The sequence below is a fragment of the Arthrobacter zhaoxinii genome (assembly GCF_025244925.1).
Taxonomy (GTDB): Bacteria; Actinomycetota; Actinomycetes; order Actinomycetales; family Micrococcaceae; genus Arthrobacter_B; species Arthrobacter_B zhaoxinii.
On the sequence record NZ_CP104275.1, the window covers coordinates 828742 to 854764 of the forward strand.

At 65.2% G+C, this 26023-nt stretch carries 27 protein-coding genes; 14 read left to right on the plus strand and 13 right to left on the minus strand.

Going from position 1 to position 26023, the window contains the following annotated elements; genetic code table 11:
• The first annotated feature begins 114 nt into the window (after positions 1–114).
• Positions 115–318 (plus strand): cold-shock protein, encoded by a 204-nt coding sequence (locus N2K95_RS03875; protein WP_146362594.1) that lies wholly within the window; start codon positions 115–117, stop codon positions 316–318.
• 315 nt (positions 319–633) lie between these two features.
• On the opposite strand, the gene glsA is transcribed toward N2K95_RS03875, so the two are convergent.
• Positions 634–2448, minus strand: a complete 1815-nt coding sequence (gene glsA, locus N2K95_RS03880; protein WP_260653009.1) for a glutaminase A — start codon at positions 2446–2448, stop codon at positions 634–636.
• A 207-nt stretch (positions 2449–2655) separates the two neighbouring features.
• Here glsA and N2K95_RS03885 point away from each other — a divergent pair, with 207 nt between their 5' ends.
• Positions 2656–2859 carry a cold-shock protein gene (locus N2K95_RS03885; protein WP_146362590.1) on the plus strand — a complete coding sequence of 68 codons (204 nt, stop codon included), beginning with the start codon at positions 2656–2658 and terminating at the stop codon, positions 2857–2859.
• A gap of 52 nt (positions 2860–2911) precedes the next feature.
• Here the strand turns inward: N2K95_RS03885 and N2K95_RS03890 are convergent, their stop codons facing one another.
• Complete coding sequence (locus N2K95_RS03890; protein ID WP_260653010.1) at positions 2912–3712, minus strand: FadR/GntR family transcriptional regulator; 801 nt, start codon at positions 3710–3712, stop codon at positions 2912–2914.
• A gap of 203 nt (positions 3713–3915) precedes the next feature.
• On the opposite strand from N2K95_RS03890, the gene N2K95_RS03895 reads away from it, so the two are divergent.
• The 7 genes from N2K95_RS03895 (at position 3916) to N2K95_RS03925 (ending at position 12059) form a co-directional block, all read left to right on the plus strand.
• A complete protein-coding gene (locus N2K95_RS03895) occupies positions 3916–5340 on the plus strand; it encodes an APC family permease (protein WP_260653011.1) in 1425 nt (474 codons plus the stop codon).
• Positions 5341–5344: 4 nt separating this feature from the next.
• Complete coding sequence (locus tag N2K95_RS03900) at positions 5345–6265, plus strand: acetamidase/formamidase family protein (protein WP_260653012.1); 921 nt, start codon at positions 5345–5347, stop codon at positions 6263–6265.
• Positions 6266–6350: 85 nt separating this feature from the next.
• A complete protein-coding gene (locus N2K95_RS03905; protein ID WP_260653013.1) occupies positions 6351–7649 on the plus strand; it encodes an Nramp family divalent metal transporter in 1299 nt (432 codons plus the stop codon).
• Between the two features lie 185 nt (positions 7650–7834).
• A complete protein-coding gene (locus N2K95_RS03910; protein ID WP_260653014.1) occupies positions 7835–9265 on the plus strand; it encodes a serine/threonine-protein kinase in 1431 nt (476 codons plus the stop codon).
• Between the two features lie 29 nt (positions 9266–9294).
• On the plus strand, positions 9295–9708 hold the full coding sequence (locus N2K95_RS03915; RefSeq protein ID WP_260653015.1) for a YchJ family protein: 414 nt from the start codon (positions 9295–9297) through the stop codon (positions 9706–9708).
• A gap of 148 nt (positions 9709–9856) precedes the next feature.
• Positions 9857–10912 (plus strand): zinc-dependent alcohol dehydrogenase family protein, encoded by a 1056-nt coding sequence (locus tag N2K95_RS03920; RefSeq protein WP_260653016.1) that lies wholly within the window; start codon positions 9857–9859, stop codon positions 10910–10912.
• Positions 10913–11042: 130 nt separating this feature from the next.
• Positions 11043–12059 (plus strand): zinc-binding dehydrogenase, encoded by a 1017-nt coding sequence (locus tag N2K95_RS03925; protein WP_260653017.1) that lies wholly within the window; start codon positions 11043–11045, stop codon positions 12057–12059.
• A gap of 164 nt (positions 12060–12223) precedes the next feature.
• Here N2K95_RS03925 and N2K95_RS03930 read toward each other — a convergent pair whose 3' ends face one another.
• From N2K95_RS03930 to N2K95_RS03955, 6 genes are read right to left on the minus strand one after another with little or no spacing between them, the layout of a single operon-like run.
• On the minus strand, positions 12224–13015 hold the full coding sequence (locus tag N2K95_RS03930) for an urease accessory protein UreD (RefSeq protein WP_260653018.1): 792 nt from the start codon (positions 13013–13015) through the stop codon (positions 12224–12226).
• A gap of 4 nt (positions 13016–13019) precedes the next feature.
• Positions 13020–13775, minus strand: a complete 756-nt coding sequence (ureG, locus tag N2K95_RS03935) for an urease accessory protein UreG (protein WP_260653019.1) — start codon at positions 13773–13775, stop codon at positions 13020–13022.
• Entirely contained in the window at positions 13768–14451 is a 684-nt protein-coding gene (locus tag N2K95_RS03940; RefSeq protein WP_260653020.1) for an urease accessory protein UreF, read from the minus strand. The genes ureG and N2K95_RS03940 overlap by 8 nt, the downstream gene beginning before the upstream one ends.
• An 8-nt stretch (positions 14452–14459) precedes the next feature.
• On the minus strand, positions 14460–16166 hold the full coding sequence (locus N2K95_RS03945) for an urease subunit alpha (RefSeq protein WP_260653021.1): 1707 nt from the start codon (positions 16164–16166) through the stop codon (positions 14460–14462).
• A gap of 2 nt (positions 16167–16168) precedes the next feature.
• Positions 16169–16489, minus strand: a complete 321-nt coding sequence (locus N2K95_RS03950; protein WP_313771176.1) for an urease subunit beta — start codon at positions 16487–16489, stop codon at positions 16169–16171.
• A complete protein-coding gene (locus N2K95_RS03955) occupies positions 16486–16788 on the minus strand; it encodes an urease subunit gamma (protein WP_230024638.1) in 303 nt (100 codons plus the stop codon). Before N2K95_RS03955 ends, N2K95_RS03950 begins: the two co-directional genes overlap by 4 nt.
• A gap of 102 nt (positions 16789–16890) precedes the next feature.
• On the opposite strand from N2K95_RS03955, the gene N2K95_RS03960 reads away from it, so the two are divergent.
• Complete coding sequence (locus tag N2K95_RS03960) at positions 16891–17640, plus strand: sulfite exporter TauE/SafE family protein (RefSeq protein ID WP_260653022.1); 750 nt, start codon at positions 16891–16893, stop codon at positions 17638–17640.
• Between the two features lie 11 nt (positions 17641–17651).
• Here N2K95_RS03960 and N2K95_RS16240 read toward each other — a convergent pair whose 3' ends face one another.
• On the minus strand, positions 17652–18305 hold the full coding sequence (locus N2K95_RS16240; RefSeq protein WP_313771177.1) for a hypothetical protein: 654 nt from the start codon (positions 18303–18305) through the stop codon (positions 17652–17654).
• Between the two features lie 198 nt (positions 18306–18503).
• Between N2K95_RS16240 and N2K95_RS03970 the strand changes: the two genes are divergently transcribed.
• Positions 18504–19400, plus strand: a complete 897-nt coding sequence (locus tag N2K95_RS03970; RefSeq protein ID WP_260653023.1) for a phosphodiesterase — start codon at positions 18504–18506, stop codon at positions 19398–19400.
• Here N2K95_RS03970 and N2K95_RS03975 read toward each other — a convergent pair.
• Positions 19397–19822, minus strand: a complete 426-nt coding sequence (locus N2K95_RS03975) for a pyridoxamine 5'-phosphate oxidase family protein (protein WP_260653024.1) — start codon at positions 19820–19822, stop codon at positions 19397–19399. The genes N2K95_RS03970 and N2K95_RS03975 overlap by 4 nt on opposite strands.
• 140 nt (positions 19823–19962) lie before the next feature.
• Between N2K95_RS03975 and N2K95_RS03980 the strand changes: the two genes are divergently transcribed.
• A complete protein-coding gene (locus N2K95_RS03980) occupies positions 19963–21636 on the plus strand; it encodes a catalase (protein WP_260653025.1) in 1674 nt (557 codons plus the stop codon).
• Positions 21637–21702: 66 nt separating this feature from the next.
• Here the strand turns inward: N2K95_RS03980 and N2K95_RS03985 are convergent, their stop codons facing one another.
• Positions 21703–23298 carry a stealth family protein gene (locus N2K95_RS03985; protein ID WP_407080137.1) on the minus strand — a complete coding sequence of 532 codons (1596 nt, stop codon included), beginning with the start codon at positions 23296–23298 and terminating at the stop codon, positions 21703–21705.
• A 229-nt stretch (positions 23299–23527) separates the two neighbouring features.
• On the opposite strand from N2K95_RS03985, the gene N2K95_RS03990 reads away from it, so the two are divergent.
• Positions 23528–24187, plus strand: coding sequence for a hypothetical protein (locus tag N2K95_RS03990; RefSeq protein ID WP_260653026.1), 660 nt, complete (start codon positions 23528–23530; stop codon positions 24185–24187).
• Here the strand turns inward: N2K95_RS03990 and N2K95_RS03995 are convergent.
• Positions 24184–24846, minus strand: a complete 663-nt coding sequence (locus tag N2K95_RS03995) for a GNAT family N-acetyltransferase (RefSeq protein WP_260653027.1) — start codon at positions 24844–24846, stop codon at positions 24184–24186. The two genes, N2K95_RS03990 and N2K95_RS03995, sit on opposite strands and share 4 nt — an antisense overlap.
• A 221-nt stretch (positions 24847–25067) precedes the next feature.
• Between N2K95_RS03995 and N2K95_RS04000 the strand changes: the two genes are divergently transcribed.
• Positions 25068–25742 carry a DUF6318 family protein gene (locus N2K95_RS04000; protein WP_260653028.1) on the plus strand — a complete coding sequence of 225 codons (675 nt, stop codon included), beginning with the start codon at positions 25068–25070 and terminating at the stop codon, positions 25740–25742.
• A gap of 61 nt (positions 25743–25803) precedes the next feature.
• Here the strand turns inward: N2K95_RS04000 and N2K95_RS04005 are convergent, their stop codons facing one another.
• A complete protein-coding gene (locus N2K95_RS04005; RefSeq protein WP_260653029.1) occupies positions 25804–25983 on the minus strand; it encodes a hypothetical protein in 180 nt (59 codons plus the stop codon).
• Between the last annotated feature and the right edge of the window lie 40 nt (positions 25984–26023).

The following is a 26023-nucleotide window of genomic DNA, read 5'->3' on the forward strand; positions in this document are numbered from 1 at the left end:
AGTGGCGAAACCCAATTGGTCTAGCTGCTTTTTCTGTAGAAGCGGTAAAGGAACACCGCGACTGAAACCGCCCGAAAGTCGGGATGTGTTTCGAATGCAGAAGGAATTAAAAAAATGGCTACAGGTACCGTGAAATGGTTCAACTCCGAAAAGGGCTTCGGCTTCATTGAGCCCGACGACGGCAGCGCCGACGTCTTCGCTCACTACTCCGCGATCAACTCCAACGGCTACAAGTCGCTGGACGAGAACCAGAAGGTTAGCTTCGACACCGAGCAGGGCCCCAAGGGCCCGCAGGCCTCGAACATCCAGGCCCTCTAATTCTTTAGAGACCTTGTAACGGCCGCTTAGCGCGCCGATACTACATAGAGCAGGACGGGTTCTCCCGTCCTGCTCTTGTGTTTAACCGGCACCACGCAGCGCGCACCCGGTACTGCGTCTTCGTGACTGTGAGTGCCGGCCCGGTTCGCCCGAGGTTCGGTTCGCTGTTACCGCATAGGCGCCCGGGGGTTCGAGCCCCCTTCCCGTGCAGGCGCCCGGGTTAGGCGGCTTTAATATTCCTGCGAGCTCTGCGAGCAAGGAATTTCGTTGCCGCCGTTCCGGGCGCCGGAGCGGGACCGCCGGAGCGGACAAGCCTCAGTCGTGGATCCGCACAGCTGCTTCGCGCAGGTACTGCTCCACGCGGCTGTACGCATCCTGCGTCAGGGCCTTCCACAGGTTCATGCTCAGCACCGGGTCCTTCTCGGCCAGTTCGTCGATGGCGTCCGCTGTCAGAACCTTGACCTTCACCGGCCCCGACGCCTTGACGGTGGTCTCCTGGCGCTTGTCCTCGCCCATCGCCATTTCGCCGAACGTCATACCCGGACCCAGAGTGGCGAGTTTGACCCTGCTGCCGTCCGGGCCGGGCATGGAGGTGGTGATGTGCCCGGACACGATGAAGAAGACACCACCGAACCGCTGGCCCACGCGCCGGACCACATCGCCGTCGTCGTACGTGCGGTCCTCCATCATGTGCTGGAGCAGCTGTGCTTCTTCGGGGTCCAGAGGGCTGAGCGCGGGGGAATCCGCAGGGTCGATGGTGTCCGGCAGGACCAGCTCGGTGCCGTGGCCTTCCAGCATTCTGTTCTCGCACCACTCGATTGCCGCCGACCGCATGGTGAAGGACGCTGTCTCCCGGCCCAGCTCCTGCAGGGCCTCGGTGACCGACCCCTCGATGTCCACCAGCGCCAGCTCACGCCCGCTTTGGCGGAGCATGTCTTCGGCCTCGGCAATCAGCCGGATGGCGACGTCGGACACCTCGTCGACGCTGCGCAGATCGGCGACTACGAGTTCGACGTCGTCGGGCAGATCGGTCAGTGCCCGCACCATGGATTCAGCGCCGGCGAAAAGCAGGTCGCCGTTGAGCTCGATGATCTGCGCGCGGTGGCCGTGCTCGGCGAGGATCTCCGCGGCCTCGTCCGTCCGCCGGATGCCGGAGGGGGTCGAGGTGATGTCGTAGATGGCCCGGATGGCGGAACGGCCGGTGCGTGCAGCCCGGACGAAGTGCAGCCCGAGATCGTGCGAAAGCCGCTGGCTGACCGCAACTCCGCGGACACTGTTGCCGTGCTCGTCCAGGGGCGGGGAGTAGACGGCCAGGCCAACCTGGCCGGGCAGGACGGCGAGGATGCCGCCGGCCACTCCGGACTTGGCCGGCATGCCGACGCTGCTGATCCACGATCCGGCGTCGTCGTACATGCCGCAGGTGGTCATCACTGACAGGACGCGTTCCACCGAAGCGAGGTCCAGGACCTCGTCGCCGGAGAGCGGGTGGCGGCCGCTGTTGGCCAGGGTCGCGGCCATCAGGGCGAGGTCCCGCGCATTGACCATGACCGAGCACTGCCGGAAGTAGTCCTTGATGATGGGGGCCGGATCGGATTCGATGATGCCGAAGGAACGCAGCAGGTAGCCCAGGGCGGTGTTGCGGTGGCCGGACCGCAGCTCGGAGGTGTAGATGCGCTGGCTGACGTCGAGGTCGCGTCCGGCGAAGGCGGAGTAGGTATCCAGGATGCGCTTGAAGCGGGACCGGCCGCCGGATCCCTTCACCAGGGAGGTGGCGGTCAGGGCGCCGGCGTTGATCATGGCGTTGGCGGGCCGGCCGGTCCCTTCGGCCAGGGAGATTTCGTTGAAGGAATCGCCGGACGGTTCCACGTCCACCTTCTCGTCCACGGCCTCCATGCCCAGGTCGGCGAGGGCCAACGCATAGGTGAAGGGTTTGGAGATGGACTGGATGCTGAACTCCTCGCGCGTATCGCCCACCTCATAGACAAAGCCGTCAGCTGTGGCCAGTGCTATCCCGAAGCAGTCGGGGTTGACGTTGGCCATGGCCGGAATGGCGCTGTACGGTTTGCCGTCTTTCAAACCGGCTATCTCGGCGTGGATCCTGCGCAGGTAGTTCTCGATCGGGGAGTCCATACTTCAAGCCTAGGGGCTGGCGGAGGGGTGACTCTCCACGAGGGTCGCGGTATACTTTTTCTTGTTGCAGTGTTGTGCAATTTGTACGTTCAAGCGGCGAAACCCAGATCTAGGGCCAGCCGCTTTTTCTGTATTTTGCACGGAAGGCACTGCAGCGTGAAACTCCCCGAAGGTCGGGGCAGGTTTCGTTCAGAAGGATGATTAAAAATGGCAACAGGTACCGTGAAATGGTTCAACGCTGAAAAGGGCTTCGGCTTCATCGAGCCCGATGATGGCAGCGCTGATGTTTTCGCCCACTACTCCGCTATCAACTCCAGTGGCTACCGGTCTCTCGAAGAGAACCAGAAGGTCACGTTCGACACCGAGCAGGGCCCCAAGGGTCCGCAGGCGGTAAACATCCAGGCTGTCTAATAAGACATTAGGTCCGTTTCACGGGCCGGCTTGAATCAGGGGCAGGACGGGATTAATTCCCGTCCTGCTTTTGTTTTGCCTGCTCATTTAAAGCGATGTCTTCCGGACCGGAGCGGTGAAGAGCGTCTTCCAACAGCTCCAAATCAATGCGGGCATGCATGCGACCAAGATCACCCGCTTCAGCGGGCCGCCCGCCGATGATGGCGGACACGAGCTTCTCATGATCGAGCAGGGCACGCTGCTCCATTTGGCGCATCCCTTCGGCATCTCCCCAGGGATGCCGGGGTGCCGATATGCTGACCCGCGCCTCGAGATCCAGCAGCAGCGTGGAGAGCGTCAGGTTGTGCGCCGCGGCGCAGATGGCGAGGTGGAGCTGTTCGTCAGCCTGCTGTGACTCCAGTCCCGAGGCTGCGCGGCGGAAAGCCTCAAGGCTTTGTTCCAGCAGGGCTGCGTCGGATGCTGTGCGGTTCTCTGCGGCCGCCCGGCACACGGCACCCTGCAGGTGGGCTATGGCCTCGGAAGTGTCCTTCAATACTTCCCAGCGGCTTCCCAATACCCGGTGGACCGCCGGCCGGGAGGAGGAGGCCGCGGAGGCCGGCAGCTCATTCACGAAAGAGCCGCCGCCCCGGCCCCGCTGGGTCCGCAGCAGGCCCTGCCCGACGAGACGGGAAATTGCGGCACGGACGGTCATCCGTCCCACCTGCAACGACGCCGCCAGGTCCCGTTCGGAGGGAAGCCTGGAGCCCGGCAGATACTCACCAACCGCTATCGCCGTGATGAGCCGGTCTGCTATGTCGTCAACACGCGTCGAGGTTTCAAGCGGGGTGTCCAGGCCGCCGACGCTGCCGCTCATGGTCCTCCTCCTGGTTCCGCCGCATCGCTGTCCCCGGAAGCGGAGCGAATTCGGCACGCACGTAATAAACATTGTAATGACGTTATTGGTCTTGTTTCGATACCTTTCCTCGGCCATGATGGCTCTCGCCGGGATCGGCACGTGCCGTCTCGGTGAGTGCCCCGGCAGAAGTGGCCACCTCCCCTGAACGAAAGTGCAAAGCCATGAACCGATCCGCCGGCTCCGCAGAGCGGGACGCCCAGCAGGAGCTGGAATCCCTGGGCTATAAACAGGAACTACGACGTTCGGTCTCGACTGCCGATCTGCTGATTTACGGCTTGATCTTTATGCTGCCCATCGCGCCCTGGGCCATCTTCGGTACGGTCTACAACGCCTCCGAGGGCATGGTGCCGCTGGTGTACCTCATCGGGCTGATCGCGATGATCTTCACCGCCCTGGCCTATGGGCAAATGGCCAAGTCCATCCCGCTGGCCGGATCGGTGTTCTCCTACGTTGGGCGCGGCATCCACCCCAATGCCGGGTTTTTCGCCGGCTGGGCCATCCTGCTGGATTACCTGCTGGTACCCACGCTGCTCTACGTGTTCGCTGCCGAGTCCATGGTGGGTATCTTCCCGGGGACGCCGCGCTGGCTGTGGGCGCTCATTTTTGTAGCCATCAATACGGTCATCAATCTGTCCGGGGTCAGCTCGATCAAGATCATGAACCGTGTGTTCCTTGCCGTGGAGCTGGCCTTCATCGTGATCTTCGTGGTCATCGCCGTCACGGCATTGAACAACGGCACGGTTCCGGGCGCGGAACTGACCATGGAACCCCTCTGGGATCCGGAGAAGGTCTCCGGTCCGCTCATCGCCGCGGCGTTGTCCATCGCCGTCCTGAGTTTCCTCGGGTTCGACGGTATCTCCACCATGAGCGAGGAATCCACCGGCGGCCGCAGCTCCGCAGGCAAAGCCATGGTGGGCGCCCTGATCATTGTCGCTTCCTGTTTCATCCTGCAGACCTGGCTGGCCAGCGCCCTGGCAGGCGGCCGGGACTCCTTCAGCGACGACGAGGTGGGCAATGCCTTCTTCACCGTGGTGGAGGCAGCCTCCAGCAGCGGCTGGGCGACGGCCTTCTTCGCCGTCAACGTAGTGGCCGTCGGTATTGCCAACGCCATGGCGGCCCAGGCCGCCACTTCCCGCCTGCTGTACTCGATGAGCCGGGACCGGCAGCTGCCGGCCTTCCTCAACCGGATCAACGGACGCCGGGTGCCGCAAAACGCCATCCTGCTGGTGTCCGGCATCTCAGCCGTTCTGGTCCTGTTCTTTGTGGGCCAGATCGACCTCATTTCATCCCTGGTGAATTTCGGTGCGCTGTTCGGATTCATGCTGCTGCACCTCTCCGTTATCGGGCTTTACGTTGTGCGCCGGAAGTCCCGGAACTACCTCCTTCATCTGGCCGTTCCGGTGACCGGATTCCTGATCATCGGCTACGTCCTGTTCAACGCCAATACGGAGGCGAAGGTGGGCGGCCTTGCGTGGCTTGCCATCGGAGCCTGCGTTTTCCTTTACTACCGCGCCACCGGGCGCAAGACCGAACTGTCCGCGGAGGACGCCGCCCCGGCTGACCTCGCAGACGAGCGAAAGGCATAGCACGATGGATCACTTTCTGGACAAGAGCTACGGCAGGTTCGGCTTCTCGGCGGACGAAACCCCGGCGTTGAAAATAGCCCCGGGGACGGGGGAGACCATCGGTTTTGAAACCAGTGACGAGGTCTACGCGCAGCTCCACGAATTCCGCGACATGGACAAACTGACGGTGGGCATCAACCCGGTCACCGGTCCGGTCTATGTTGAAGGCGCCCAGCCGGGCGATGCCCTGGCAGTCACTATCCACGATGTCCGGCTCAAGGACCGCGGGTGGTCGGTCAGCCTTCCCGGATCCGGCGCGCTCCAGCACATGATGGGCGCGGACATGTTCACCCGCCGCATCCCCATCGACGAAGCGGGAATCCACGTCACGGACCGGCACACCTTCGCTCCGCAGCCGATGATCGGCTGCATCGGCACAGCTCCGGCTGCGGGCAGCAATTCGACAATCATGCCGTCCACGCCGCAGGGCGGAAACATGGATCTCATCCAATGCCGGCCGGGATCCACGGTCTACCTTCCGGTCATGGTGGAAGGCGCGTACCTGTCAATCGGCGACATCCACGCCATCATGGCCGAGGGCGAATCCTCCTTCGTCGCTATCGAGGCCGAAGGCACTGCGGTGGTCAGTGTGGACGTCGTGAAGGGCATGACCCTCCGGGCGCCCCGCGTCGAGACGGCAGACGAATGGATCTTCGTTGGCCTCGGGGAGCCCGTGCAGGAGAGCATCACCCGCGGGTACGAGGACATGTTCGATTTCCTGGTCACCGGCAACGGCTGGGACCGCGGGGACGCGTATGCGGTGATGAGCGCCGTCGGGCATTCACAGCTCGGCGGCCCCACCGGCTCCGCCGAACCGGACCCGCTGCACCCCTTCAACGCGGTGGGGGCCGTGACCGTTCACCGCCTGCCCAAGGCGGTGCTCTAGGGCCACCCGAAGGTAGCCCGGGGATGGGGTGACATGCAGCACAATAGAGCGGTATCGTGCCCCACCCCAAGGTAAGGAACTAAGCATGGCTGCTGACACCCCTCCCAAGAGACCCCTGAACCACGCGGACGCAGTGGATGACGACGGCGGCAGCCCCGCCAAATGGAAGATCGTCGGCCCGGGGCTGGTGGTGGCCGCCACCGGCGTCGGCGCTGCGGATATGGTGGCAACACTGGTGGCCGGATCCCGCTACGGATACGCACTGCTCTGGGCCGTGATCCTAGGCGTGGTCCTGAAGATCATCCTGGTGGAAGGAGCCGGCCGCTTCACCCTGGCCACCGGCCTGACCATTTTCGAAGGATGGCGTTCCCTCGGGAAATGGACCACCTGGTATTTCGGCCCCTACATCATGATCTGGGGCTTCATCTACGGTGCCACCGCCATGTCCTCCGCCGCACTGCCGCTGGCCGCCGTCTTCCCGGTCCTGCCGCTGACGGCGTGGGCGGTCCTGATGGGCCTGGCCGGTTTTGTGATGGTCTGGTTCGGCAGGTATGCCACCTTCGAGAAAATCACCGCCGTGCTGGTTGGCCTGATGTTCGTCACCGTGGTGGGGCTGGCCGTGATTGCCGTGCCGAACATTCCGGCAATGTTCGCCGGCCTCATCCCCATGATCCCCGAGGGCGGAGTCTTCTACACACTGGCACTGGCCGGCGGCGTCGGCGGCACCATCACCCTCGCCGCGTACGGGTACTGGCTGCGTGAAAAGGGCTGGTACACGCCCAAGTGGATGCGGGTCATGCGCATCGATAACTCCATGGCCTATGTCATGACAGGCATCTTCGTGGTGGCAATGCTCATTGTCGGCGCCGAAGTGGTCCGCGCGGCAGGAGTATCCATCGCCAGCGGCGATGCCGGGCTGCTGGATCTCTATGACGTGTTGAAAGCCGAATACGGCGACGTGGTCGGCACCGGGTTCCTGATCGGATTCTGGGCTGCATCGTTCTCCTCGATCATCGGGGTGTGGAACGGCGTCTCCCTGATGTTCGCCGACTTCTGGGGGAACATCCGCGGCAAGGAATCCGGCCATCCGGACACCCGCATCGGCGGCAAGTACTTCCGCTTCTACGTCCTCTGGCTGACCTTCCCTCCGATGATCCTCTTCCAGCTCGGACAGCCCATCGGCCTCATCCTGGCCTATGGCGTGCTGGGCTCGCTGTTTATGCCTTTCCTCGCGGTGACCCTGCTCGGGCTCCTCAACGGCCGCCGCATTCCCAAGCAGTGGGCCAACAAGCTCCATACCAACCTTGCGCTCGGTTTCACCGCACTGCTGTTCATTGCACTCGGCATCCAGCAGCTGTGGGACAACATCGCCAAGGTGCTGTAGCGGTACGGAATAACCCGGCGCACCTCCCGCTGACAAGCCCGCCGCCAGCCGTTGGCGGCGGGCTAGTTTAGCGCAGCAGACGGCCTTCCACGAGGGGTGAAACAGAGTAAAAGAAAAGTGCTTACGGGCCATCTACGCAGCGATTCTGCTCAGCTACGCTATTGGTGGCGAGAGAAGGTTGCAGGATGGAAACCAGCGCAACGGGTGGCCAGGACAGGCTCATTGCAGGCCGATACCGACTCATCGAACCAATCGGACGCGGCGGCATGGCCACCGTCTACCGGGGACAGGATGAAGCGCTCGGCCGCGACATTGCGGTGAAGGTCTTCCGCGCCAGTGCCGTGGCCCCGGATGACATCGGGCGGCAGGAAAACGAGATGCGCCTCCTCGCATCGCTGTCACATCCGGGCCTGGTCACCTTGTTTGACGCTGGCAAGGATGATGCCGCTCCCGGCGGCAGTGACAGCGACGGCGGTGCCCGGACCTACCTGGTGATGGAACTGGTGGACGGTCCGGATCTGCGCAAGCGGCTGCGCGGGGGCGGGGTGCTGCCTACGGATGTCCCCTTCATCGGTGCCGAACTGGCCGGGGCCCTCGCGTACATCCATGACAGGGGAGTGGTCCACCGGGACATCAAGCCGGCAAACATCCTGCTGCCGCCGATGGCTGCGGGGACGTCACCGCGGGCCAAGCTGACGGATTTCGGCATTGCCCGGATCCTGGACGGCGCCCGGATCACTGCTGCCGGCGCCACTCTCGGCACCGCCAACTACCTCAGCCCGGAGCAGGCTGCCGGTCTCGGGGCGGAGGCAGCAAGCGACATCTACTCACTCGGGTTGGTGCTGCTCGAATCCGTGACAGGCAGGGTCGAGTTCAACGGCAGCGCAATCGAGGCAGCCGTCGCCCGGCTCAGCCGGGACCCCGAGATCCCTGCCTCCCTGGAGCACCATTGGAGCGGACTGCTCGCGGCCATGACCAGCCGGGATCCCGACGTCCGGCCGACGGCAGCTGAAGTCTCCGCGACCCTGCTGGACTACCGCTGGGCCGAGGGGACTGCGCAGCCGGGACTGGTCCCGCAGCTGTCGGCCTCAGGTCCGGGCGGTCCCGCCGACCAGGGCGGAGCGGCCGAGCAGCCCGCCCCCGCCGAACCGGCCTGGGATGCCTGGAACGGACCGGCAACGGCCGAAGCGGACGGGGCCCCGGCGCGGATCGACGGCGTTGCCGGGGAGGCCGGAGTCGGCTCCGCTGAAGGGACCGGGCCGGCAACCGGTGACGGCCAGGTCCTGGGGCGGCACCCCTCTGCTCCGCTGCCCTCGGTTTCCCCGCCGACGGACGTGCCTGCTCTATCCGGGCCGCTCACGCCACCGCCGACCGCCCCGCCAACAGTGGGAACAACGGCGGCGTCGGCGCCGGAGCCGACGCCGCGGGTGCAGGTACTCGCCGGGCCGAGACAGTCCGCTGCCGGGCGTGCCCTGCTGGCCGTGCTGGTGATGGCCGTGCTGACAGCGGCGGTGGTCCTGATGCTGGGACGCGTGGGGGCGTTGCCGGACGGAGGGGTTATTCCGGGGGAGAACGAGCAGAACCTGGAACGGCTGCAGGACAACGTCGGCCCATAGCGGCATCCCCGGCGCGGGATACTGGAGTTATGAGTACCCCACCGCCCGTCCCGTCCGCTGCTGTCACCGATGAGGGCCGGTGCCCCTGCCTCAGCGGGGAAACCTACGGGAACTGCTGCGGACGGTTCCACTCCGGAACTGCCGCCGCCCCCACTGCGGAGGCATTGATGCGCTCGCGGTACAGCGCCTTCGCCACCGGCAACGTGCCCTATCTGTTGGCAACCTGGCACCCGGACCACCGCCCCGCAACCCTCGAACTGGATCCGGGGATCGAATGGCGCCGGCTGGATATCCTCTCCACCTCCGGCGGCGGACCCCTGGACACCACCGGCACCGTGGAGTTCCGCGCCTACTACCGGCAGGACGGGCAGCGCGGTACGCAGCAGGAACTAAGCAGTTTTATCCGCAAACAGGGCCAATGGCTCTACGTGGACGGACGATAGGCCGCTGCTTCTTCCGGACCGGCACCGGCGGGACCTAGGCTTGAAAGCATCCGACGGCGGCCCCGCAACAGGCCCGCTCAGGGAAGCTCCCGAAACGCAGGCGCATCAGAGGTCCTGCACGTAAGTCGGATGAGCAGGCGAGGACACTATGAAAGCACTCGTTTACGAAGGCCCCGGCCAGAAGTCGTGGAAGGACGTTCCCGACCCTCAGATCCAGGACCCGCGCGATGCCATCGTCAAGATAGACACCACCACCATCTGCGGCACCGACCTGCATATCCTCAAGGGCGACGTTCCGGCAGTCACGCCCGGCCGGATCCTTGGCCATGAGGGTGTCGGCACCGTGACGGAGACGGGGTCCGGGGTGAACGCCTTCAAAACCGGAGACAAGGTCATCCTGTCCTGCGTCTCGGCGGACGGCTCCTGCAGTTTCTGCAAGGACGGGCTCTATTCGCACTGCACCGGAGAGGAAGGGCAGTCCGGTATCGGCTGGATCTTCGGACACCTGATCGACGGAACGCAGGCCGAGTACGTCCGCGTGCCGTACGCGGACACCTCCATGTACCGGCTGCCCGAAACCGTCTCCCAGGAGCACGGTGTCCTGCTCAGCGATATTTTCCCCACCGGCTTTGAGATGGGTGTGCAGTACGGGCAGGTCCAGCCGGGCGACGTCGTCGCAGTGATCGGTGCAGGTCCCGTGGGGCTGGCCGTGATTGCGACCTCGGGACTGTACGGTGCAGCGAAGATCATCGCCGTGGACCTGGACGCCAACCGTGTGGAGCAGGCCCGAAAATTCGGTGCCACCCACGGAGTGAACTCCGGGGATGCGAACTGGCGGGAACAGATCATGGACCTGACCGACGGATGGGGCGTGGACGTGGCCGTGGAGGCCGTGGGCATTCCTGCCACGTTCGAGATGTGCACCAATATCGTCCGGCCCGGCGGCAACGTGGCCAACGTGGGGGTGCACGGGACGCCCGTCAGCTTGGAGCTGGACCGGCTGTGGATCGAGAACATCAACATCAGCATGGGCCTGGTGAATACCAACACCCTCTCCATGCTCCTGAAGCTGATTGCCGAGGGAAAGCTGCCGGCCGAGGAGTTCATCAGCCACCGCTATGCGCTGGGCGACATCCTTACGGCGTACGACACCTTCTCCCGGGCCGCGGAAACCAACGCGCTGAAGGTGATCCTGCAGGCCTGAGCGGTTCTTCAGTGGGCAGGAAGGCGGCAGCCGGTAGGCTGCCGCCTTTTTGCGCATTGGAGGCACGGGCAGATAATGGGAACCGCGGCCGCGTCTGCTCCCGCAGTTCTCAGCTCAGAAGAGGTTTTCCATGTCGAACGGCACCATGATTGCAGGACGGCTCAACGTTGAGACCGGCACCTTCGCCATGAAGGAAGTTCCGATTCCCGATCCCGGCCCGGGCTTTGTCCGTATCAAGGTCGGAGCCGCGGGCGTCTGCCTGTCCGACGTCCACCTGATCCAGGGCCTGCTGCGTCCGCAGTTCCTCAAGGGCAGCGAGGTCACCCTCGGCCACGAGGTGGCCGGCACCGTGGACCTTCCCGGAACAGGAGTCACCTCCGTGGCTCCCGGCGACCGGGTGGTGGTGCAGGCCGGGTACGAATACAACGGCGTCACGCTGACCATGGGTGTTGATTTCGACGGCGGCTGGGCCGAGTACCTCGTGGTTCCCGCCGGTGTGCTGGTGCCGCTGGGGGATGACATCCCCTTCGACCAGGCATCCATCATTCCGGACGCCGTGTCCACTCCTTGGGCTGCCATTGCCTCCACTGCTGAGGTGCGCGCCGGTGAAGCAGTGGGCGTCTGGGGCATTGGCGGGCTCGGTGCCCACGGTGTCCAGCTGCTGCGCCTGATCGGTGCCGCGCCCATCATTGCCGTTGATCCGATCCCCGAGGCCCGGGAGCGCGCCCTGGAATTCGGTGCCGATCTTGCCCTCGATCCGATGGCCGAGGATTTCTCGGACGCGATGAAGGCCGCCACCGCCGGCCAAGGGCTGGACGTCGCCCTGGACTTCGCCGGTGTCGACGCCGTCCGAACCCAGGCCATCAACTGCCTGGGCCGGAGCGGACGCCTCGTCCTTGTGGGCCTGTCCGGCAAACCGATGACCATCAATGACAGCACCGGTTTCTCCTACGCACGCAAGCAGATCCGCGGCCATTACGGCTCGGACGCCCACCACGTGCCGCAGCTGGTATCCCTCGCCCGGCTGGGCCGGCTCGACTTCGCCAAGTCCGTCAGCGCCCGCATTCCGCTGGCCGACGCCGAGCAGGCGGTCAAGGCCCTGGATGCCAAGGAAGGCAACCCGATCCGCCTGGTGCTGATTCCGTAGCGTCCTGTCCATAAAGCAGGAGGAGCTCCCCGCCGGTGCGGGGAGCTCCTTTTTCTGTTGGTCCTTCTACGGCATATCTGCGTAGCGGACGGCGTCGGCTAGGGCCTGCTCCAGTCCCTTGGTGTCCTCCCGGGCCTGCGCCCTGCACGGGAATGTCCCGGCGCCTAACCCAGCAGCTGTTCCTTCCAGCGTCGGTATTCCGGATCGGTGCCCCGGGCGGCTTCATGCGCTGTTGCGGCAAGTGCGCGCACCACCGCACCCTCCGCCGCCAAATCCAGACGCTGTGCACCGGTTCTGCCCGGGCCGCCGTCCGGAGGCAGGGACTGCGGCCGCCAGCCCGCCGCCGTCGCACTGTCCAGCACTTTCGAGGCGCCCAGGACGCCGACGGCGCGGTGCCGCGGTCCGTGCAGGTCCAGGTCCTCGTAGAGGTAGTCTCCGGCGGGTCCGGTCAGCCGGGTCCTGCTGCGCAGCGGGCCGGCCTCCTCGCCGGAGCGGCCAAGGACCAGGGTGTCGCGGATCAGTATCCGGGCGCCGGCGCCGAGCTGCACGCGGGTTTCGCGCAGCATGTTGGACCCGGCGGCAGCCACAACGGGTGCTCCCTCCCAGATCAGCACGGCATCCTCGGCCAGCACGGCCTCGAGCGTCCAGCGGGACTGCTTGCCCTCGGCGTCGTACGCCACCATCCCGGCCGGTTCGATCACCTCCAGGGTGACGCCGGTGCCCACAGCCACCTCGATGCGTACATCGTCTCCGCCGAGCAGCATCATGGAGATACCGATCAGGGCGACCCGCAGATGCCGTGCACCGGCAGCCGAGCCGCCGGCAACCGGCCGGGGAGCCAGGTAGTGGCCCTGGTCCAGCAGCGCGAAGCGCGCGCCGTCGCCGGTGCGTTCCACCGCGATGCGGGTGGGCCGCGGGGCCTGCAGGGCAGGGAACGTCCGTGCAGGGCCCGGCACCGACTCAGTGCTGATGGTGGACAGCGTCTTCCTCCCCGTGCGTGTGGACGTAGCCGCCGTCCTCATCGGCATGGAAATGCGGTGCCATGGGCCCGGGATCCTGCGGGACGTGCTGCCCGGAGCGATGGCTGGCGACCAGCCCGCGGACCCAGACGCAGAGCTTCTCCACGGTGTCCTGCTGCTTGCGGGAAAGGGCCAGCACCGGGCCGCCCTCCCGGGCCTCGACGGCGTCCGCCACCATCTGCTCAACGTCCACCTCCACATAGGGAGCCAGATCGATCTTGTTGATCACCAGCAGGTCGGCGCGGGCAATGCCGGGTCCGCCCTTCCGGGCAACATCACCGCCGCCGGCAACGTCCAGGACGAAGATCTGCGCATCCACCAGTGCGGGGGAGAAAGTAGCGGTGAGGTTGTCCCCGCCGCTTTCGACGAGGACCAGGTCCAGCGGAGCGAAGTCCGCCTCCAGATCCTCCACGGCAAGCAGATTGGTGGTCACATCGTCGCGGATGGCCGTGTGCGGACAGGCTCCGGTTTCCACGGCCCGGATCCGCTCTTCCGGCAGTACGCCCGCGGAGCGGAGGAACCGGGCATCCTCGTCGGTGTAGATGTCATTGGTGATGACGCCGATCTGCAGCTCCCCGGCCATGGCCCGGCAGATGGTGGCAATCAGCGAGCTCTTGCCGGTGCCTACCGGGCCGGCAACTCCCAGCCGCAGCGAGCGGGTGGACGGGGCAGGGGCAGGGGATGAGGTATCAGGCAACGAACAGCCTCCTTGTTCTGGTGGTGTGGTTTTCGGCCCAGTGCTCCATCAGCGGAGCACTAAGGGCGGGAATGTCGTCAACACTGCCAACGAGCAGCGATTCCGCTGCGACGGCGTCTATCTCCCCGGCGGCGGCCAGGATCCAGCCGGTCGCCTCCATCGGATCGATCGGCAGCAGCTTCAGTGCGGCCGCCACTACGGACTGCGCATCGTCGTAGCAGCACAGCCGGGCGAGCTGCAGCTCGCCGACGCCGAGGGCTGCCGCAGTGACGGCCAGGGCGACGGGACGGGTGGGGCGGGGGACGGTCCGCTGCAGCTCGACGACGGCGGGCGAGTCGGGCCTCAGTTTCGAAGCCAGCCGCAGCATGCCGCGGCCGAGCCGGCGGGAAGCGTCCCGCTGGGCGGCGGAGGGGGTCCGGGCATCGATGGCCGCTTCGATCCGGGGATAGCCGGTGTTGTCCAGGCCGCAGGCGACCCGGTGGGCCAGCACCGCGGCAGCCGTCTCCACCCTGCCCACCGTGTGCAGCCGGGCGAGCAGGTAGGGATACACGCCGTCCGCGTCCAGACCTGCGATGACCGCCGGCTCCAGGCCCGCCGAATGCGAGTACGCCCCGGACGGCAGCCGGGAATCCGCCAGCAGGAAGGCGGCAACACCGGCGTCGGGAACGGGCAGCATGATTTCCCCTAGAACAGCGAGTAGCGCTGGGTCAGGGGCAGCTCGGACGCGGGGGCCGGTTCGACGACCTGCCCGTCGATGCTGACCATAAACGTTTCGGGATTCACCCGGATGTCCGGCAGCGCCGTGTTGTTCGGCAGCGATGCCTTGGTGACCTCCCGGGTCGAGCGGATGGCGGTCAGTGTCCGGGTCAGGCCGAGCCGGTCCGCTAGGCCGTCGTCGAGCGCTGCGGGCGCCACGAAGGTCGTGGACAGATGCGGGGCGGACGACGGCGTTCCCGCCAGTGACTCCCGCATCCATACCGGCTGCGGTGTTGGCAGGGTGGCGTTGGGATCACCCATCTGGCCGGCCACAATGGCCCCGCCCTTGATGACCAGGGTCGGACGGATGCCGAAGAACGCCGGATCCCACAACACCAGGTCCGCCATTTTGCCCACCTCGACGGACCCGACCTCATGGTCGATGCCGTGCGCCACTGCCGGGCAGATGGTGTATTTGGCAATGTAGCGGCGCACCCGCTCGTTGTCGGCCGGGAGCTCGGAGGAAGCTGCGCCCATATAGTCCTTCATCACATGCGCCACCTGCCAGGTGCGGGTGATCGTTTCACCGATCCGTCCCATGGCCTGGGCATCCGAGGACGTGATGGACATGGCGCCGAGGTCCTGGAGCACGTCCTCGGCCATCATGGTGTTGGCCCGGATGCGGGACTCGGCGAATGCCAGGTCCTCGGGAATACGGGGGTTCAGGTGGTGGCAGACCATCAGCATGTCCAGGTGCTCCGCGACGGTGTTGACCGTGAACGGGAGGGTCGGGTTGGTCGACGCCGGCAGCACGTTCGCGGCGGCAGCCACGGTGATGATGTCCGGGGCATGGCCGCCGCCGGCACCCTCGGCATGGAACACGTGGATGCCGCGGCTGTTGATGGCCGCCAGGGTGTCCTGCACATAGCCGGCTTCGTTCAGTGAATCCGCGTGCAAGGCCACCTGCACGCCCCACCGGTCCGCGGCGGTCAGCGCGGCGTCGATGGCGGCCGGGGTCGACCCCCAGTCCTCGTGGACCTTGTAGCCGGCGGCGCCGGCGAGGGCCTGCTCTTCCAGTGCGGCCTGGCTGACGGTGTTGCCCTTGCCGTAGAGGAGGAAATTGAGCGGGAGGTGGTCCAGCGCCCGGTGCATCACCTGCAGGTTCCAGGCGCCCGGGGTCACGGTGGTCGCCTTGGACCCTTCGGCCGGTCCGGTGCCGCCGCCGCCCACGGTGGTAATGCCGGAGGCCAGGGCCTCCCGCAGTGCCTCGGTGCCCAGCAGATGCACATGGGTGTCGATACCGCCGGCGGTGAGGATTCGGCGCTCGCCGGAAATGATCTCGGTTCCGGGGCCGATGACCAGGGCCGGATCGACTCCGTCCATGATGTCCGGGTTGCCGGACTTTCCGATGCCCGCTATCCGTCCGTTCCGGACGCCGACGTCGGCGCGGACGATGCCCCAGTGGTCCACGATGACGACGTTGGTGATCACCAGGTCCGGAGCGCCTTCGGCGGAGGTCCGGGTGGACTGGGCCATGGACTCGCGGATGTTCTTGCCGCCGCCGAACACGGATTCGTCGCCGCCGAACGTGTAATCCTGTTCCGGGCTGATCCAGAGGTCGGTATCGCCAAGCCTGATGGAATCACCGGTGGTGGGACCGTACAAGTGGGCGTATTCGTGCCTGCTGATCCGCATGCTCAGTCCCCTTCCTGCGGGGCCGTGCCCCGTAGCTGAAGGCCGGGAACCGTACCGCTGCCCGCCAGCCGGACGAGGATGACCTCGCGGGAGGCGCCGGGTTCGAAGCGGACGGCCGTCCCTGCCGGCACACCCAGCCGGAAGCCGGCGGCCGCAGCGCGGTCGAAGCGCAGTGCCGGATTCACATCCGCGAAGTGGAAGTGGGACCCGATCTGGACGGGACGGTCGCCGTCGTTGGTCACCACCAGGCTGAGGGTTTCCCGGCCGGCATTAAGCTCAAGGTCTCCGCCGGCCGTGCGGATCTCCCCGGGAACCAGGCTCATGAGATCGGATCCGTAATAGTGACCAGTTTCCGTCCGTCCGGAAACGTGGCTTCAATCTGCAGGTCCGGAATCATTTCCGGGACCCCTTCCATCACCTCGTCGCGGCGAAGGACCGAGCGTCCCTCACTCATGAGGTCCGCGACCAGCCCGCCCTCACGCGCCCGCTCGATCACCCAGCAGGACAGCAGGGCAACGGCTTCGGGGTAGTTGAGCCGGACGCCGCGTCCCCGGCGGTCCCGTGCCACCATGCCGGCAACACTGAGCAACAGCTTGTCCTTATCAGCGGGAGTGAGGAACATGCGCCGATTCTGCCACCGGGTTGTTTCCGTGGTGTTGCGTAATTGCAGAAGATGACGGCGGAAAATTGAAGGCAGGGAAGAGAAGGGACATAGACTTCGGCGGTGAGTTCCGGACTGCTGCTGACCATACTGATCGCTGTCTTTGTCGGCGGAATCGCACAGCGGGTGGCCGGCATCGGGTTCGGACTCCTGCTGGCGCCGTTCCTTATCGTTGCCCTGGGGCCGCACCAGGGGGTGGTGGTCACCAACGTCTGCGGTGCGCTGGCGGCCGGCCTGGTGATCCGGCACGTCTGGCGGCGCATTGAGTGGAGCATGTACGTCTCGCTGGCGGTGCCGGCAGCACTCGGGGTGCTGCTGGGAACCTACGCGGCATCCGTCCTGCCCGTGGGACCGCTGGAAATCGGCGTCGGCATTTTTATGCTCGCCGCACTGACCTCATCACTGGTGCTGAACCGCACGGAGAGGGTGCTGCGCGGCAGCACTCCGAAAACGGCCGCCGGCCTGCTGGCCGGGATCAGCAATTCCATGGCAGGGGCCGGAGTCCCGGCCGTGAGCGCCTACGCCGTGCTGGCCAGGTGGCCGCAGGCGTCCTTTATGGCAACCATGCAGCCGTTCCTGGCGACGCTGAGCCTGACCACCCTGACCGTCCACGCCGTGATTGACCCGGGGGCATGGCCGCAGCTGGCCTGGTGGATATGGGTGGTGCTCTGCGTCCTCACAGCCGCCGGACTCCGGGCCGGCAGCCTGCTCGCGCCGCACGTACCCGAAGCAACGGCACGCCGCATCGTCGTCGCCCTGGCGTATCTGGGCGCTGCATCCGCCCTGGCTAAAGGGATTATCGACCTGCAGTAACCTGGGGGAGCCTACTTGGCGGCGGACTTCCGGTCCTTGGCCGCTTTGGCGATCTTCGCGGCGGCTGCGGCCTTGGCGATCTTGGCTGCCTTCGAGGATTTGTCCGACTTGGCCGCCTTCGCCGTTTTTGCTGACTTCGCGGTCTTTGCGGCTTTGGCGGTCTTGGCTGCCTTCGCCGCGGCCTTGCCCGCACCCTTGGCGCCGACGGCCGCTGCCGTACCCATCACCGGCGTCGGAACCGTGACGACCTTGACCTTGGTCTTCGGCCGCTTGCGGTCCAGGATCAGCGCGGCGGCAATACCGGCCATCCAGGTGTCCTTCGCCAGCCCCAGACCGTCGGGGGAGGGGCGGATGCCGTCCGCTTCCGTCATCTCCGGGGTCTTGAGGTACATCCGGATCATGCCCCCGGAGAAGCACCCCAGAACAAGGCCCGCCAGGCGGCTGGGAACGAACGGGAGCAGCAGGGACAGCCCCACGCAGATCTCCGCGTTGCTCAGCAGCTTGCCGAATTTTGCCGGTTCAATATCCTGCACCTGGGGAAAGGCTTTGGCCGCCGATTGCTGCAGGTACGCGGCGCTTTCCGCATCCAGATTGCGCTTGTTGAGACCTGAATTGAGGATGTAGGCGCCGGTGGTCAGGCGCAGGGGAATGTGGCTGAGTTTCATGGGAGTCCCTTCACAGACGATGCAGTTTTGAGCCTACGGCCGACGCGGTGCCTGCGCCAGAGTAGACGCAAGGAACGCACGGTGGCCAAGTACCGGGCAAAAATCCGTGAAACGCGGCTAAACAGGTTACTCACCAGTCACCATGTCTGCTTTTATAAAGGGGTACGCCGCAGTAGCTGTCGACACAAGAAGGTTCCGATGGAATTCCTCCCGGGCGAGCATCCGCGCCCGCGCCATTTCCTCCTCCATCTAAGCGACACCCACCTGCTGGGGAGCAGCAGCAGCCTGTACGGGGCAGTGGACAGCCACGCCAATCTCCGGGCCCTCTTCGCGCGCGTCGAGAACAGCGGGCAAAAGCCGGAAGCCATCGTTTTCACCGGAGACCTGGCAGACCGCGGCGAGGCCCGCGCTTACGCCAAACTCCGGGAGATTGTCCTCCCGGCCGCCGAACGGATGGGAGCCCGGGTGATCTGGGCAATGGGCAACCATGACAACCGGGCGGCTTTCCGCGAGGTCCTGCTGAACGAGGCGCCGGAAATGTCTCCGGTGGACCAGGTGCACCACCTCGACGGACTGCGGATCATCACCCTCGATACCACCGTCCCGGAGTACCACCACGGCGAGCTCAGCGAGGGCCAGCTGGCCTGGCTGCGCCGGGAACTGCAGACGGCCGCTCCGGAGGGAACCATCCTGGCGATGCATCATCCGCCGGTTCCCAGCGTGCAGGACCTGGCCGTCCTGGTGGAGCTTCGGCAGCAGCACCGGCTGGCGGATGTCCTGGCGGGCAGCGACGTCCGGGCCATCATCGCCGGACACCTGCACTATTCGACCTTCAGCACCTTCGCCGGAATCCCTGTCTCCGTAGCGTCGGCCACCTGTTACACCCAGGACCTCGCGACGCCGGGCACCCGCGGCCAGGACGCCGGCCAGGGCTACAACATGGTCCACCTGTACGAGGACTCGGTGGTGCATTCCGTGGTCCCGATGGAGGAAAGCAGCACCGTCGGACAGCAGGTGGGACCGGCGGAAACCGAAACCCGGCTGGCCGAAGCCGGTGTCCGGATCCCGGAGTCCCGCACGCTCGCGTCGGCTTAGTCCCGTGCCGGCTCCGGACCCAGGTTAAAGAACCGCCCGGTCACGGCCTCGGGCACAATCTCCACGTAGCGGTACTTCTCCGTCCGGACCCATGGCTGCAGGGGAAGAAGATCCGCGGCTTCAATCTCGGCGGACGTCTCCAGCATGCGGGTGGTTCCCTTCACGATGACGGACCAGGCCTGGTCGCTGTGTACCCCGTCCGCTTCGAAGGCGACATGGGTGTTGACCGCCATTTCCGCCAGCTTGGTGCCCGGCGCGGTGCGGAGGAGGATGACGCCGTCGTGCGCCAGGTAGTTGATGGGATAGATGCTGGGCCGGTTCGCCACACTGACGGCAAGGCGGCCGTGATGCGTGTGTTCGAGGTACTTCCAGCTTTCTTCCGAAGACAGTTCAACCACGGGCGGCAACTCTTCATTAGTCATGCTCACAGTGTGCCAACGGTGCTTCCCGGCCGCCACCATCAGGTTGCTTATCAACTTGACTCGCTCCCTGACCTTGCAACAGAGTGGAGTAGGTAGTATTGCCAGCCAGCAATAGACCTCACCACCGAGGAGCACACGTTATGACAGACGCAGAACAGCAGCATTCCACTACCGGCCAGAACGACGCCGGAGACCCGAAGACCCTGACCACACGCCAGGGACACCCGGTCTACGACAACCAGAACACCCGGACTGTGGGAGCCCGTGGCCCGGCCACGCTTGAGAACTACCAGCTCCTCGAGAAGATCAGCCACTTCGACCGTGAGCGGATCCCCGAGCGCGTAGTCCACGCCCGCGGTTTCGTGGCGTACGGCGAGTTCGAAGCTTCCGGCAAGTGGGGCGACGAGCCCATCGCCAAGTACACCCGCGCCAAGCTTTTCTCCGAGCCCGGCAAGAAGACCGATGTTGCCATCCGCTTCTCTTCCGTGATCGGCGGACGTGACTCTTCCGAGGCCGCACGCGACCCCCGCGGCTTCGCCATCAAGTTCTATACCGAAGACGGCAACTGGGACATGGTCGGCAACAACCTGGGTGTCTTCTTCATCCGCGATGCCATCAAGTTCCCCGACGTGATCCACTCCCTGAAGCCGGACCCCGTCACCTTCCGCCAGGAACCGGCCCGCATCTTCGACTTCATGTCGCAGACTCCCGAAGCCATGCACATGCTGGTGAACCTCTTCAGCCCGCGTGGCATCCCCGCGGACTACCGCCACATGCAGGGCTTCGGCGTGAACACCTACCGCTGGGTCAACGCCGCAGGTGAATCCAAGCTGGTCAAGTACCACTGGCTCCCGCAGCAGGGCGTGAAGTCCCTGACCGAGGAAGACGCCGCGAACATCCAGGCCAACGACCTGGGTCACGCTTCGAAGGACCTCTACGAGGCCATCGAACGCGGCGACTACCCCAAGTGGGACCTCTACGTTCAGCTCATGGATGACCACGATCATCCGGAACTGGACTTCGATCCGCTGGACGACACCAAGACCTGGCCGGAGCAGGAGTTTGAGCCCAAGTACGTGGGCACCATGACCCTGAACCGCAACATCACGGACCACCACAACGAAAACGAGCAGATCGCTTTCGGTACCGGTGTCCTGGTGGACGGCCTGGACTTCTCCGACGACAAGATGCTCGTTGGCCGTACGTTCAGCTACTCGGACACGCAGCGTTACCGCGTGGGCCCGAACTACCTGCAGCTCCCGGTGAACTCCGCGAAGAACGCACGCGTGGCCACCAACCAGCGCGGCGGCCAGATGTCCTACGGCACCGACCTCGCGCCGGGCCAGAACCCGCACGTGAACTACGAGCCGAACATCACCGGCGGCCTGCAGGAAGCCTCCAAGCCGGAACAGGCCGAAGTCGGCCCCGAGCTTGAAGGTCGCCTGACCCGCGCCCGCCTGCCCCGCACGAACGACTACATGCAGGCCGGCCAGCGCTACCAGCTGATGGAGCAGTGGGAGAAGGACGACCTGGTCGCCAACTTCATTGCCAACGTCGGCCAGGCAGCCCGCCCGGTGCAGGAGCGCATGCTCTGGCACTTCTACATGACCGATGACGAGCTGGGCGCACGCGTCGGCGAGGGCCTGGGCATCAGCCTGGACGAGATCAAGGATCTCGGCCCGCTGGCCACCCAGACGCTCAACGAGGAAGAAACCGAGCGGATGAAGAACCTGGGCCACAACGGTCCCCGGAACGTTGAAGGCCTCACCATGACCCACTGCGTGCCCAACGAGCACGTAGTAGTTCCCCGGTAAAGCACTTCGTCACAACGACGGCGCGGACCGCACTTCGGTGCGGTCCGCGCCGTCGTTGTTTAACCCCTACTTTTCCCAGGGAGCCCGGACCGGGAAGTACTTTTCGAGGAAATCTGTCACCCGTTCGGCCCGTTCCGCCGCGGGGACTTCGGGGAAGCTTCCGTCATTGAGGCAGAACATGTCCTTATGGCGTTTGGCCAGCAACCGGTCCATCGCCTTCAGGCCGGAGTAGCTGGTGGTGTCCACGTACTTCACCTTTGCCGTTTCCTGGGTGACCGCCCGCCCGGTGAGCAGCGCGTAGTAGTGGTAGAGCGAGTTGGTCACGGAGATGTTGTCCTTGGCCCGGAAGGTGCTGGCGGCCGTGGCGGCGAACTCCTCGGGGAATTCCTCCTCCATTTCCAACAGGACACTGCGGCGCAGGGGCGCTGCGGTGTGTTCCAGATGGCGGGTGGTGACCCGGCCGAAGCGTTCCCAGAGCAGCCGCCGGTTCACTCTCGCAGCATTCTCGAAGCCGCTGCGCTCCGGGTCGTTGGCACCCAGGCCAATCCGGGTGCTGGCTTCAATGAACTTGGTGATGCCGCCGGGGGAGAAGAACATGTCCGGGGCCACCGGGCGGCCGAAGAACATGTCGTCATTGGAGTAGAGGAAGTGCTCCGCCAGTCCCGGGATGTGCTGCAGCTGGGCTTCGACCGCCTGCGAGTTATGCGTCGGCAGCACGGAGGGGTCCTTGAAGTGCGCGGAGGCCGGCACGAAGGTCACGGACGGATGCTCGGCCAGCCACTCAGGCCGCGGGGAATCCGAGGCAATGAAGATGCGGCGGATCCAGGGCGCGAACATGTGCACCGAGCGGAGGGCGTATTTCAGTTCATTGATCTGCCGGAACCGGGCCTCGTGGTCGTCGCCTTCGCCCACCACGGCGCCGCTCATCCGGGCGGCGCGGGCGGCCTGGAACTCGGGGGAACTGCCGTCCACCCAGGAGAACACCAGATCGATGTCGAACCGGATGTCCGTGGCGTGGTCCGCGAACATGTTCTCAATGGTCGGCCAGAGAAGCCCGTGCTTTTCCACGGTGCCGCGGACCGCCTCGCTTGCCGGGAGGGTGCGGCGGGTCAGGGAGTTTTCGACCGGCAGGGTGATGTTCTCCCCCTCCAGGTCCCAGAGTTCAATCTGCACTCCGGCAGCCGCGGATATCAGCAGGTTGGTTCCGGTGAAGGCGCGGGGCCGGTAGACACGGATGATCCGTGCCTTTTCGCTGGAGGAGAGGCTGCCGTCAGCGATCAACAGGGTCCGGCTCTTTTTGGTATCCACGGTGCGGGCATAGAAGGGCTCGTCGCGGCAGGCCTCGACCATCGCCTTCCGCAGCTGCCCGCGGTTACGGAGGTCGACGGCGATGACCGGACGCTGGTCGTTGCCGCGGACCAGAAGGTAGGTCACGCCGGCGTCGTCCAGGACCCGGCGGACAAACAGGAGGTCCTCCACCATGGCCTCGTGCGGTGTCAGCCCGGTGTCCATGAGGGTCAGGCGGCCCCTGACAAGGGCGACATTCGGCCGCTGCTCCACCCGGTGGAGCGCCGCGGGGGAAGCGGCCTGCAGGATCTCCGGCTCGAGATCGGGTTCCGGGGATCCGAAGTAGACATCGTGTTCGGCGGCTGTATCGGTAATGGGAACCTCCTAGGGCGGGTGGGCGCCCACAATGCGGGCGCTGATGAGTGCTGCGCTGCACGGGAACTGCTGCCGGGCGTCCGGCGGGTCCTTCAAGATGCGCCGGGGATGCTCCGAACGCTATGTGCTCAACTGCGGGCCGCCAGTAGCATTGTCTTCGGACACGGACATTCCGGGAGTAGATGTGGGATACCGTAACACCGCCCGTGGCAGCACCGCCCATCAAGCCATGGCTCGTAACATAACCGCCCGTAACACTGGCCTGCTCGCGGCAGCATTGCTCCTCACCAGTATCTCATCCTGTGCTGCGCCGCCGCAGGAGGACCCGACGTCGTCCGCGCCACAGTGGTCCAGCTATACGACGGCGGATGGCAGCCTGCGCTTCGAGCACCCGCCGGAGTGGAAGATCGCGGAGCTGCCGGCACAAGCCAATGATCCCGCGGGCGGGGTGTCCCTGCAGGTTCTCGATGGCGGTGGCCGGACACTGGCCCGGCTGGACACGGGCATCATCACTGGCCTGAGCTGCACCGAGCCCGCCTCTCCGGCATCCTACGTGGAGTACGAGAGCGTCCCGATGCCTGAGCTGGACTCGATGCAGGGGACCGACCAGCGTTTTGTCTACCACTCCCTGGCGCCGTCCGGGCCACGCGATGCCCAGGCAACCTACGCCGTGGTGAGCGGCGGTCAGGAAGGCCAAGGCGAGTGCGGACTGTTCGATTTCTTTACGCTGACCGAGTCGAGCGGGGGACGGTTTGCGGGGGAGTACGGGGACGGTTCCGCGGATGCGCAGGACACGGATGCCTATCTCGACGGTGCCGAACGGTACAGGGAGACGCAGGAATACAGCGACATCAAGGAGATGTTGACGTCCCTGCGCAACGCGGACTAACGGAGTGTTTCTGCTCTGGCTTGCTGCCCGCGGGTGCCCGAGGCGGGAGCCGCGCGCCGTCGTCGGTCCCGCCGTGGGGTCCGGACAGCGAAACGGGACCAGTGTTCACGTGGAATGAGTCTCTGGTACTCCGGTTTCCCGGCGAGGTAGGCACGGGTCTGCGGACAGAACGGCAGCACCGGAAGACGGCGGCGCAGCGCATCCGCGAGCACGGCTTCAATCAACAGGGCGTGGACCTTCTTCCGCCGGTAATCCGGGTCCACGCTGACTCGCAGGGCCCAGAGTTCGGCACCGTGCATTTCATACTTCAGGTGGGCCACCAGAGTCCCGTCGACGAAGAGTTCGTACCTGCCGTGCAGGTGGTTGTTGTAGGTAGTGGTGTTCTCCGGCGTTACCTTTTGGGGTTTCAGCGCCCGTTCCCGGCCCCGGCTGGTGTTGGGACGTCCTTCCAGTGCCGCCAGGACGGTCAGGTACCGTTCCCTGGTTGCCCCGTCCTGGACGCCGGCAAGGTCTTCGGCGGCTGAGGCAACCAGATCCTGCAGGTCACTGGTGGAGAGATCGCCGAGGTTGTGGGGAAGCTCGGGGAGTTTCGGTACCGCGAGTCTCGGTGCCGCGTCCGGCGCGGCGAGGGTGGCTTCAAGGGTGATGGGGGGATTCACAGCAGGCTCCGCGCAAGTAGGACTATGCGGACAGCTGCTGGACCACGCCTTGAGCATAGCTGCGGGAAAGGGTGTCACCAAATTGATAAGCAACCTGATGGTTACAACCACTCTGGTGCCCTGTGGATAAGTCGCTAGGCTCTGCACCGGCCTGACTACTATGGCCGAACCGGCTGCCGAATCCTGTGTTTCGCGGCCTACCCAACCTTGGGGGTTTTCGAATGCGTAGAAGTTCCGTTCCCCGTGATTCGGTGCGGTTGAAACTCCTGGCTGCTGTCACCGCGGTGCCGTTGCTCTTCCTGACGGCGTGTTCGGGGGCGTCCGGGGATCCCGGGGGAGGGGAGTCGGCCCCGGGGCAGACGTCCTCGACGACGGCGTCGCCCACTCCCACGCCGACGCCGACTCCCACGCCGAGCGCCAAGTACAAGCCGGCGTCGGCTGAGGGCCCGGCGGAGAATGTCCCGCTGCCGGTGATGCCGGAGGAAGCGAAGGTGCAGTCGAAGGAAGGACTCGAGGCGTTCGCCCGGTACTGGTATGAAGCGGCAAACTACGGATACGAAACCGGAGACGTTGGGCTGGTTCAGGCGGTGAGCAGCCCGGATTGCACAACTTGCTTGAACTACTACGGGGTGGTCAAGGCTGGGTTTGCTGATGGAGCTTGGATGGCGAAGTCTCAAATTGACGTCCAAGACGCCTACTCGGAGCTTCTCCTCACCCCCGAAAACAGGTACCAAGCGGTCGTTCAGCTGCGGCAGGATGACATGGAGTACTACGCTACTGCAGGCCACATACGCACTGACGAGAGTCGACCCATGCCATCGGCTCAACTCTTCGAGGCCACCTGGTCAGGTCAGCAATGGACAGCAGCCAACATAGCGACGCTCAAGGCTGGTTGACTCTTCTATGAGTATCTATGGAACTGTTCGCCATTCCTTAATCGGCCTGACCGCCAGTCTTCTAGTGCTCTGCGTCGCGGGAGGTGCTGCCGCCACCACAAGTGGAGACATCATCGGAAATGGCGATGTACGGGGAGAGGTCTACCAGGAGGATCCAAGCAGTGGAATGTGGACCCAGATGCCAGTTGGCATCCCAGATGATCCCTTCGGGTTTCGTTTCGAGCCGGTCTGTTTCGACCACCTGGCTGGAAACGTGGAGTGTCTGGCCGCAAACCAAGCTG

Bases quoted from the DNA above. Each gene is read 5' to 3' on its own strand.
- N2K95_RS03910 (WP_260653014.1), top strand. From the start codon at position 7,835: ATGGAAACCAGCGCAACGGGTGGCCAGGACAGGCTCATTGCAGGCCGA.
- N2K95_RS03915 (WP_260653015.1), top strand. From the start codon at position 9,295: ATGAGTACCCCACCGCCCGTCCCGTCCGCTGCTGTCACCGATGAGGGC.
- N2K95_RS03925 (WP_260653017.1), top strand. From the start codon at position 11,043: ATGTCGAACGGCACCATGATTGCAGGACGGCTCAACGTTGAGACCGGC.
- N2K95_RS03955 (WP_230024638.1), bottom strand. From the start codon at position 16,788: ATGTTCCTCACTCCCGCTGATAAGGACAAGCTGTTGCTCAGTGTTGCC.
- N2K95_RS03885 (WP_146362590.1), top strand. From the start codon at position 2,656: ATGGCAACAGGTACCGTGAAATGGTTCAACGCTGAAAAGGGCTTCGGC.
- N2K95_RS03940 (WP_260653020.1), bottom strand. From the start codon at position 14,451: ATGCTGCCCGTTCCCGACGCCGGTGTTGCCGCCTTCCTGCTGGCGGAT.
- N2K95_RS04000 (WP_260653028.1), top strand. From the start codon at position 25,068: ATGCGTAGAAGTTCCGTTCCCCGTGATTCGGTGCGGTTGAAACTCCTG.
- N2K95_RS03980 (WP_260653025.1), top strand. From the start codon at position 19,963: ATGACAGACGCAGAACAGCAGCATTCCACTACCGGCCAGAACGACGCC.
- N2K95_RS03875 (WP_146362594.1), top strand. From the start codon at position 115: ATGGCTACAGGTACCGTGAAATGGTTCAACTCCGAAAAGGGCTTCGGC.
- N2K95_RS03890 (WP_260653010.1), bottom strand. From the start codon at position 3,712: ATGAGCGGCAGCGTCGGCGGCCTGGACACCCCGCTTGAAACCTCGACG.
- N2K95_RS03900 (WP_260653012.1), top strand. From the start codon at position 5,345: ATGGATCACTTTCTGGACAAGAGCTACGGCAGGTTCGGCTTCTCGGCG.
- N2K95_RS16240 (WP_313771177.1), bottom strand. From the start codon at position 18,305: ATGAAACTCAGCCACATTCCCCTGCGCCTGACCACCGGCGCCTACATC.
- N2K95_RS03975 (WP_260653024.1), bottom strand. From the start codon at position 19,822: ATGACTAATGAAGAGTTGCCGCCCGTGGTTGAACTGTCTTCGGAAGAA.
- N2K95_RS03895 (WP_260653011.1), top strand. From the start codon at position 3,916: ATGAACCGATCCGCCGGCTCCGCAGAGCGGGACGCCCAGCAGGAGCTG.
- N2K95_RS03905 (WP_260653013.1), top strand. From the start codon at position 6,351: ATGGCTGCTGACACCCCTCCCAAGAGACCCCTGAACCACGCGGACGCA.
- N2K95_RS03945 (WP_260653021.1), bottom strand. From the start codon at position 16,166: ATGCGGATCAGCAGGCACGAATACGCCCACTTGTACGGTCCCACCACC.
- N2K95_RS03950 (WP_313771176.1), bottom strand. From the start codon at position 16,489: ATGAGCCTGGTTCCCGGGGAGATCCGCACGGCCGGCGGAGACCTTGAG.
- N2K95_RS03990 (WP_260653026.1), top strand. From the start codon at position 23,528: ATGGCTCGTAACATAACCGCCCGTAACACTGGCCTGCTCGCGGCAGCA.
- N2K95_RS03920 (WP_260653016.1), top strand. From the start codon at position 9,857: ATGAAAGCACTCGTTTACGAAGGCCCCGGCCAGAAGTCGTGGAAGGAC.
- N2K95_RS03970 (WP_260653023.1), top strand. From the start codon at position 18,504: ATGGAATTCCTCCCGGGCGAGCATCCGCGCCCGCGCCATTTCCTCCTC.
- glsA (WP_260653009.1), bottom strand. From the start codon at position 2,448: ATGGACTCCCCGATCGAGAACTACCTGCGCAGGATCCACGCCGAGATA.